This window comes from Xenorhabdus sp. KK7.4 (assembly GCF_963876465.1).
Lineage (GTDB): Bacteria > Pseudomonadota > Gammaproteobacteria > Enterobacterales > Enterobacteriaceae > Xenorhabdus > Xenorhabdus stockiae.
On sequence record NZ_CAWNQF010000072.1, the window covers coordinates 53,833 to 62,913 of the forward strand.

Genomic DNA, 9,081 nt, shown 5'->3' on the forward strand with positions numbered 1-9,081 from the left:
TGAAATTATTTTTTCATAAATCATACGCACATCAGGATCTAAGTCCTATAAATTGGCGATTCCGTTTTCTTAAAATTATATTAGCTCTAATTTAAAAGAATATATTGTTTTACATATCTTCTTAAATAATAAGTAAATTTCCTGATTGATCAAGAGGGATTTCAATTCCATTATAATTAATAAGACCCCTTAAATATTCATTAAAAGTTAATCCAGTATTGATGATTTCATCATGTTTTTTATCAAAAAAATAAACTAAATCTGGATTATTTGACTTGGTTAACAAAAAATAAAAATTATCATTTTCTTTTGAAATAAAAAAAGGTTTTTTAGTTAATAAATCAAATCGTTGAATTCGTTGAAGCTCATTCCAAAATCTACTTTGAAATAGCACTTCACTAGTGATAGTTTCTCGTTCTTGGTAAAAACGTAGAGGTTGATCTCCAAACAACCCACCACTACAACAGCCCATATATGTTAAAAATTCAAGGAATTCCCCTTGTATTTCAATGTCGTAAACACGTTTTAGTTTAATTAAATCATCTTCGGAGTAACCTCTAATATAATTGAAGTCAATGGATAATTCAGGATAAGCTGAATGAAAATAATTTATTAATTCCACTTTAGTCATATTAGGAAAGGCCTGTTCTAATTTATTAAACGTAACCAATGGATAAAAACATGTTAAAGAGCTAACAAATCCCCCCATTGTTCAAAAGGAACTTTAAAGCTATAATTTCTAGTACTAGTATCAACAATATACCTTAAATATTCATTAAAAGTTAATCCAGTATCGATAATTGTATCATAATTAGTATCAAGATAATAAACTAAATCAGGATTTTTTGAATTGGTTAATAGAAAATAAAAATATATAGCTTCATTTTCTATTGAAATAAAAAAAGGCTTTTGTTCTAATAAATCAACGCATTGAATTTCTTGTAGCTCTTCTCTAAATCCAAATTGGAACAATATTTCATGACTAACTACCTTGTCTTCTTGGTAAAAACGTAGGGGTTGGATCCCAAATAACCCACCATTACAACGCCCCATATGAATTAAAAAATCAAGTAACTCTCCTTGAATTTCAATATCGTAAACACGTTTTAATTTAATTAAGTCATCTTCGGAGTAACCTCTAATATAATTAATATCAATAGTTAATTCAGGATAAGCTGAATGAAGATAATTTATTAGCTCTATTTTGTTCATATTAGGGGAAGCCTATTCAGCTTTATGCTCATTAGGATGGAATAATTCACATAAGGCTCTAGCGTGATTAAATAATAACTCTGCATCTTTACACAATAACCGTTTAAATAATTTTTTACTAGCATATACATCTTCAATGTCATAGTATAATCGAAATGTGCAATCTATTATTGCCATAAGCTCTCCACTTGTTAATTTAATATCATAAAACATCTCATCATTTATTTTTTCTTTTTTCAAGATTTCCATCTGAAACTCCTTAAAAAAGATTTGAAAGTGGTTTCAATACTAAAATAATCTTCGCGATTTACATGATTTAGTATTTTAAATAAAGTATCGCTATACCAACGTAGCGTATCTGGATTTTCAATATCTTCTTTCTCCGCAGATTTTATTAATATATCATGTAAACATCCCATAATTACAACTAATTCTTTATGTGACATTCTAACATAGTTAAAATTCACACCTTGTATTTTTTCTCTCTTTAAAAGATTCATATTAATATCGCATAACTTTTAATTTTTTCTTCTTGGATTATATAATCAGTTATACCATGATAAAGAGGTTCTGTCGCATTAAGCTGCATTCGGGCACCGTAGGATAACGTCAGGTTAAGTCGCAGCTAATGCCTTTAATTCCATTAATTGTACAACTCAATAATTTCATTTTCTCGCGCAAATTTCTTTTCAATAAGATTTTCCTTTACCCTAGCTACATTGGATGTATAAATCACATGGGCAAGGCTATTTTTAGCCCGTGTGGATGTGACATAGAACAATCGCCTAGTTCGTTCAAACCCAGTCTCTTCACCTGCATCCTGTTTTTTTTTGCTTGCACTCGAAAGTTCCTTTACTCCAAAATACTGCTCGTAAGAAAATAGAAACCCACCTGCTTCATCATCATCCATAACAACCATCACACGCTCGAATTCGTTACCTTTCACGCCTTGATGGGTTCGAAAAATTGAATTCTCATTGATGTAGTCATTATAATTTCGAATTTGAAAGAAATTAGTTTTTAAAGCTTCAGTCCAAGCAGTTATCTCGCTATCATCCTGCTCTCCAGTTTCTGATTCAATCCTCAGTATAGCTCCTATTTGTTTTGGTTCTGATTCAGCTTTACTCTCTTTAGAGGTAACTACAATCGCCTGTAATTTCGCTGGAATTATCACCAGATTATATTTAGCTAAAACTTCCAAAGCTGTACGAAAACTGACCTTTTCATCTGAGATCACATCCCTGAAAGCATGTTCAGCATTTCGAGCAAGTACAAGCGGATCTTTTTTGTTAGCATCCAGTACACTGGCTTCCAAAAGCGGCGAATTTCTTTCTCTCAGGATAGACATCAATTCAGCTCGTCTTTCATTAAGACTCGCTTCAGCCATAGGAAAAACAATTTCGGAAAAAAAATTTAGTTCGGAATTTTCACCTCTAGAAATTTGATCTTTAATTTTGTCTGATGTTTCAAGCTTGTTCCAAAGATCATTAAAGCCAAGACGACGTCCAGCCATTTTATGTTCCAGAAGCAAGATAGCTGTATCTTTGGATTTAGTATCTGTCCAATTCGTGTCACTTGTAACTTTTGCCATAATCTCACGAATTTTGGCTTCAATTTCATCTTTGTTTGAAACACTGTTCGATAATAAGAAGTATCGAATATAACCGTCTGCAGCTCCATCTCGAGCAAATTGTTTTCGTTTATCATCTTCACTACGGATTTGATTACCCAAAGCAACAATGCGTCGCGCTGAGCGATGGTTCATTTCTTTGTTGAAGGTAGTCCAATCACTTGGCTTGGTGTTACCCAGCTCAGATTCTCCCCCACCGAAGATACGTTGCATCGTATCTCCAAACAAGCCGATGACAACTTTATTTGATTTGGCATGTTGCAGCTCAAAGAATGCTCGGATTACATCTTTGTTGGTATCCTGACTTTCGTCGATAAATATGAAAGGGAACTTATTTACAATGACTTCTGCCATCATCGGCTTAGTAGTCAAAAAACTTGAGAAAAGCTTTAAAACATCCGCATGCGACAACGCATTCTTTGCAGAGTTGACGCCATTTGGGTCGTAAATGAATGAGCGAGGTTCAGCTAACCAATCCATTTTTTCCTTTAGCCGGGTGATTTCTCTCTTTCGATCTTCTGATGCTTTACCTTCGCGACCACGACTTTCCAAATTTTCTATTTCGTCAAGCTTCGCAGGAATTTTCTCCAGATACCACTTGCGAATGTCTTCATTAAAACCAGCAATAGCAGACCAACAAAAGCTGTGAATCGTTGAAACCGCAAAGATGGGATTTTGCTCAATCCGATCCACGATTTCATCGGCTGCGTTATTCGTGAAGGTTACAACAGCAATTTGCTTACCTTGGCGAATAAAGTTACCAGAATGCTCTTTTTTCAGAAAATCTAGAGCTTCTTTTAGAGAATAAGTTTTACCCGATCCTGCTCCCGCAAAGGTGATAAAACTTTTCCCTGAACCTATACGAAGACACTCTTGGATCCCTTTATCAATCCCATTGTCATGATCAATAGGTTTGGTTTCCGCCAAGTAAAATTCTTCTGACATAATCTCCTCCTACATTTTGTACTGAAGCTGATTTTCTAGCCATTTAAGACCTTCACTCATGTATTCGGGGGGATTGAAACAATCTTCTTTGTTATTTGCGATATAGAAAAGGCAATCGAAGGCAAAGTCTCCTTTCTTTAAAGCTTGCACATAGCCATAGAGTGACTCTGATAGGGAGTTACTATCATTTTCAAAGGCGTCTTGAATTTTTTGTTTACGCTGAAAATATTTATTTTCAGAATTCGCCAAAATCAATGCATCTTCAAAAGTACGGGATAAAATTTCCTTCCCAGTAATCTGAGTTGGCTTTTGGTAGGCAATGTAAAGTGGCGCACCTTGACTATTTGTAGCATGTTCCGCTTTTGGTAAGGCCACCAAGTCATCCAAAACTTCTTTTTTTGGATGCCATATCTTCAAGGTATCATTATTGGTTTTTTGATCTGAATTCTTTTGTGGGAAGCATGATTTCCCTTCGTTATCAACTGAATCAAGATCTGTCAGCACCAAAGTCGCAACCCCAAGTTTTTCGACTAACTCTTTGTATTTGTGAGTGTGTGCACCGCTTACCTCCAGTATAGAGATGTATCGTTTCGATAAGTCCGGAAATCTATTGGAAATGAACTCAGGCACCAGAAGACGTTCGGCTTGACCTTCAACGAATATAACCCCATCGGCAAAGAAAATGTCACAGTGAGTGAGCTTTAAGTGTTTTCTGACAAACTGAAGTTCATCTTTTGGATTCACGAATAACTCTGACATATTTGCAATTGACGTATGATCCATTGCAATTGAAGTGTCAGTATTATTTCGCCGGAAGTACCGTAACTCTTTGAAGTCAATATCGTTGATAATATGGCTAGAGTGTGTACTAATCACAAGCTGTGTTTGGTATTCAGATTCATCTTGTTTGCTACACAAGTCGGAATGATTCCGTAAAGTATCATAAGCTTTCGATACGAATACTCGTTGGACTTGAGCATGCAGATTGACTTCCGGTTCTTCGAGTAAAACTAAATGGATTGGTTCTATCTGGTCTTCCATTTTATCCTCAAAGGCAGATGACTTTCCAACGCGCATCCATTTGTCGCGAAATTCCAGAAGCCTAAAGGTCAAATATATAAGATTTTGGTAACCAAGCCCTAGGTAACTTTCGGGAACAAATTCTTCTTCCTCTTTGTCAAAACGGTATCGGATCGATGACGATTTTTGTAATGCGTCCATACCACTAATTTTTGCGGCAATTTCAACAGCCGGGTTGCCACCGATACCGGGATACCCCATATTCTTCAGCTCATTAAAGGGGGCATCAAACTGCTTATTCAATCTGTCGGTAAACTCTTTTTCTAGCGCTTGCTGTTGCCCCAAAACTTCAAGGTCTTGTATCTCAGGAAAATCTTCTGGATTCAAAATATGATCATAATATTCTCGAAGTAACTTATTGAGACGTTGCTTTTCTGAATATGGCCCCTTTTGATCTGTGTTATCTTCGGCACCTAATCCGCGTTGTTCGGATATAGTGTCTACTCGAATTAACTTTTTTAAAGCTTCAGATTTAAGAGGCTGCAAAACCTCGCTCAGCGTAGACTTTGCCTCTTTGCTTAAAATGTAGTGTTTTTGCTTTATGAGCTTACTGAAGTTCTGGCCTTTCTCCAGAAAATCACATAAATCTTTGGGCCACAGACTTACCTTACCTTTGTGTTCGGACACCACACTTCTCTTATCAACAAACTCACGACATAATTTAGAAATATCGATTGGTTCGTAAGTTATGCGAACGAATAGGGCACCACCACACCATTCTAAGTCCGGGAGGATGTCACGAACCTTGTATGCCTCACTTGCCTTCGCGGTGATCTCGATGTCTAAACTCGGTAGCAAACTGGCGAAATCATCCGATAGAGCCTGCATTTTCTCGATAGTGGGAAATTCTTGTTCGACTTGTTCGCCCAACGTTTGGATTTTCTTCCAATTTTGCTTAGATATATCTCGGACTTTTAGATTGTTCGGACTTTTCAGGAAGGTATGTAGCGCACTAATACAGGATGTTTTTCCACTATTATTAGCCCCAACAAGAACAGTTGTTTTATCATCAAGTACTAGGGTTACGTTGACTAGCCGTCGATAGTTTTTTAAAGCGAAAGAGGAAATTTTCATATAATAAAACCTTAATAAATGGAATCGGATATTTCAAAAAAAGAGTTCTATTATTCTGATCGAACACACTTCTAGCACTGTGATACTTTATTCAATGTTGATCTGTATTATTTTCTATTGCTCAATCTTCTATCTATCTTGTTCACTTTTAATAAGCAACTCAATGAATATCATCAAGTTGTGTGACTTTCCTACGTTTATCAAGGATGAAAAAGGGAAAAAACAAGCCGGTCATCACTCAAACTAACCCGTCAAATTTGGCTAAACACTACAATTGATTATGAACCTTTATCAGGGAAGGAACTTCCTTTGATTAAAATAATAGGATAATTGTGTGTGTCTCTATGTTTTCCAATGAATTTTTATGTTGAGGACTTTTATGTGGGGTATTCGGTGGGGTACTCAGAAACAAAAAAAGCACTTCCTGAAATACAGAAAGTGCTTTTTCAACAACATGTTACTAGACTAGGATTAGTTCATGCCGTATTTTCAGTTTTTAAGTTCTCATGCTATCAAGTGTTGTTTTAAAGTTGAATAAAATCAAAGTCATAGTTAAATTATATACTGTATATTGTTTCAGTGTTTATTGACGTTTACCCACTTTTACAACAAACTGTGTATAAACATTTGTATAAATATTTTGGGTGATCATGGCTAATGAACTGAATAAGCTAAGTGATAAAAAGGTTAAGGCGCTTTATGGAAAACCCGTGCCTAAAATTGAATTTGTAGCAGATGGTGCGGGGCTTAGTGCTAAAATCTCTGTAATCGGTGGCGTTAGCTGGGTTTTTACATACAGGCTGGATGGTAAGAAATTAAACCGTTTAACCTTAGGGCGCTATCCCGATATGAGTCTAAAGGCAGCCAGAGAGCTACGAGATAAATGCCGTAACTGGTTAGCATTAGGAAAAGATCCAAAATTACAATTAAATCTTGAGCTTCAAGAATCGCTTAAACCCGTCACAGTTCGAGATGCTTTGGAGTACTGGATTGAAAATTATGCCAGAGATAACAGAGCTAATGTTATTCGTCATATAGCGCAGTTTGAAAAACACATTTACCCCTACATAGGTGAGATGGCTTTAAGTGACTGTGAAACTCGTTATTGGCTAAAGTGTTTTGACCGTGCAAGAAATGAATCCCCTGTAGCTACTGGCTATATATTTCAAATGTGTAAGCAGGCATTGAAATTTTGCAGGGTTAGAAGATATGCAATAAGTAATGCTCTTGATGATTTAACTATTCCTGATGTTGGTAAAAAGCAAAATAAGAGAGATAGGGTATTAACTGATAAAGAACTAGGGCAAGTATGGGAATCTATAAACGAAGATAAGCATATTCCCTATTATAACTATTTACTGAGAGTACTGGTTATTTTCGGCTGTCGTTCCCATGAAGCCAGATTATCAGAGTGGAAAGAATGGGACTTTGATAATTGGCTTTGGACAGTACCAAGAGAGCACACGAAAACAGATGAAAAAATAATTCGTCCAATCCCTATTTATATCAGGGCATTTATAACTGAACTGTACAATCTGAATAAAAACAGCGGTTATTTATTGGGCGAATTGAAAAAGCCAGAAGCTATTTCTCAATTTGGTCGTAACTTATGGAAAAGATTTGAACATTCCGAAGCATGGACGTTACACGATTTAAGACGAACATTCGCGACGAAGTTAAATGATATGGGAATAGCTCCGCATATTGTTGAGCAGCTATTAGGACACTCTTTGCCGGGAGTAATGGCAATTTATAACAGAAGCCAATACCTGCCAGAGAAGCTAGACGCTTTAAACAAGTGGTGTGAGCGACTGGATGTATTAGCGGGAAATTATGAAAATGTGGTTATATTAAAAGCAGTTCAATCATAGGAATTAATGAGTTTGATGATGAACATGATCATTGTGATATATACGTAACAAATGTGGCTTTCTTTCGTAATAATTTCTATTAAGTAAAATGCCCTCACAAAAACAATTAAACAGTGAGGGTAACATAACCATGCAATACAGCACTCCTACACCAGAAGAGCGTCGCTCCATCCTTTCCGAATATGGTGAACCTTACGAGCGTCTTATCCGTGAAAAAGAACGCCAGCACATCACCTCTATTTCCAGAACATCAGCATGGAAATTAGAAAATGAAGGCCGCTTCCCTGCCCGTAAGCCATTAGGCCGCAATTCCTGTGCTTGGTTGCTTAGTGATCTGCTTCATTGGGTACGAAATCCGCCCACAGTAGACAATATAAATAACCCGTATAGCCGTAAGCCTACCAATTAAATAATAACGTAATGGAAAAATTAACTGTCTTAATTGGCAGCGGTCAAACTCACTCTAAAAATAGTCTGATTTTTTGGGATAAGGGATGTGATGGCGGTTATTAACTATAAAGACTCCTTTTGTTTAAGGAGTCACCAATTTGAGATAGTTACATTTTTGATAGGATTAATTAATAACTGGGTTTATTGCCGGGCGGCTCAACCTTTGGGTTCAATTCCCTGTGATTGTAATTCCTTACGGGCTAATTCCTTAAACCAATTTCCCAGACTCATGCCTTCATTTTTGGCTAATTCTGATAATTGTTTCTTAAATTCAGGCTGCATCCGTATTTGGAAAGCTGGCGCTTTGCCTTCACCTTTAGGGCTTTTATCTCTTTTTATCGTTGACATGTGTGTACCTATCAGAATAGTATCATATACATTAGGTACACACCTTATCACGGCAGAGCCTAATAGAACAACGCCCCACAGTGATCGCAACACATGTAGGGCGTCTGACCACAACATTATTGGAGCTAATGCTATGGCTGATACACAGTCTAACCAAACTCGCACAAAATTTACATTCCTAATTGTATCCGGTACTCAGTGGCTGGCTGGCCTGTCTTCTCTGATCTTCGTATCACGTCAGGGGACACGGCATGAGTAAGAAAACAATTTCATTAAAACAGGCGCTGCATCGTGCAAGTCTGGGAATTTCACTTTTCACGTTCATTACCAAAAAAGCCAAAGATGAGCGCTGCGAAACCAACTTAAATAATTTGATTGCATTGGCACACGGCATTCATCAGGAGGTTTATCGCGACCTATCGAAACATGCCCCACAGAATCCAGTGAATAAATTAGTTAATTGCATTGTAT

At 36.6% G+C, this 9,081-nt stretch carries 10 protein-coding genes and 1 pseudogene; 4 read left to right on the top strand and 7 right to left on the bottom strand.

All coding sequences use genetic code 11. The features are described 5' to 3' along the window. Positions 1–121: 121 nt before the first annotated feature. From AACS90_RS11380 to AACS90_RS11405, 6 genes are all read right to left on the bottom strand, one after another. Complete coding sequence (locus AACS90_RS11380) at positions 122–631, bottom strand: hypothetical protein (RefSeq protein ID WP_153043679.1); 510 nt, start codon at positions 629–631, stop codon at positions 122–124. A gap of 53 nt (positions 632–684) precedes the next feature. Continuing rightward, positions 685–1,212, bottom strand: a complete 528-nt coding sequence (locus AACS90_RS11385) for a hypothetical protein (protein ID WP_099122787.1) — start codon at positions 1,210–1,212, stop codon at positions 685–687. A gap of 12 nt (positions 1,213–1,224) precedes the next feature. Next, positions 1,225–1,461: a hypothetical protein gene (locus tag AACS90_RS11390; protein WP_099122788.1), complete on the bottom strand. Its 237-nt coding sequence runs from the start codon at positions 1,459–1,461 to the stop codon at positions 1,225–1,227. Continuing rightward, positions 1,449–1,712, bottom strand: coding sequence for a hypothetical protein (locus tag AACS90_RS11395; RefSeq protein ID WP_099122789.1), 264 nt, complete (start codon positions 1,710–1,712; stop codon positions 1,449–1,451). The genes AACS90_RS11390 and AACS90_RS11395 overlap by 13 nt, the downstream gene beginning before the upstream one ends. 143 nt (positions 1,713–1,855) lie before the next feature. Beyond that, complete coding sequence (locus AACS90_RS11400) at positions 1,856–3,787, bottom strand: ATP-dependent helicase (protein ID WP_099122790.1); 1,932 nt, start codon at positions 3,785–3,787, stop codon at positions 1,856–1,858. A 9-nt stretch (positions 3,788–3,796) separates the two neighbouring features. After that, positions 3,797–5,941 (bottom strand): ATP-dependent nuclease, encoded by a 2,145-nt coding sequence (locus AACS90_RS11405; RefSeq protein WP_099122791.1) that lies wholly within the window; start codon positions 5,939–5,941, stop codon positions 3,797–3,799. Between the two features lie 650 nt (positions 5,942–6,591). On the opposite strand from AACS90_RS11405, the gene AACS90_RS11410 reads away from it, so the two are divergent. After that, entirely contained in the window at positions 6,592–7,812 is a 1,221-nt protein-coding gene (locus AACS90_RS11410) for a tyrosine-type recombinase/integrase (protein WP_099122792.1), read from the top strand. Positions 7,813–7,936: 124 nt separating this feature from the next. Continuing rightward, positions 7,937–8,221: a helix-turn-helix transcriptional regulator gene (locus tag AACS90_RS11415; protein WP_099122795.1), complete on the top strand. Its 285-nt coding sequence runs from the start codon at positions 7,937–7,939 to the stop codon at positions 8,219–8,221. A 197-nt stretch (positions 8,222–8,418) separates the two neighbouring features. On the opposite strand, the gene AACS90_RS11420 is transcribed toward AACS90_RS11415, so the two are convergent. Next, positions 8,419–8,610 (bottom strand): toxin-antitoxin system HicB family antitoxin, encoded by a 192-nt coding sequence (locus AACS90_RS11420; RefSeq protein ID WP_099122793.1) that lies wholly within the window; start codon positions 8,608–8,610, stop codon positions 8,419–8,421. A gap of 133 nt (positions 8,611–8,743) precedes the next feature. Here AACS90_RS11420 and AACS90_RS11425 point away from each other — a divergent pair, with 133 nt between their 5' ends. Beyond that, positions 8,744–8,869 carry a hypothetical protein gene (locus AACS90_RS11425; RefSeq protein ID WP_256376543.1) on the top strand — a complete coding sequence of 42 codons (126 nt, stop codon included), beginning with the start codon at positions 8,744–8,746 and terminating at the stop codon, positions 8,867–8,869. After that, positions 8,862–9,081 (top strand): annotated as a pseudogene (locus AACS90_RS11430) (hypothetical protein); the annotation flags it as partial. The gene AACS90_RS11425 and the pseudogene AACS90_RS11430, both read left to right, overlap by 8 nt.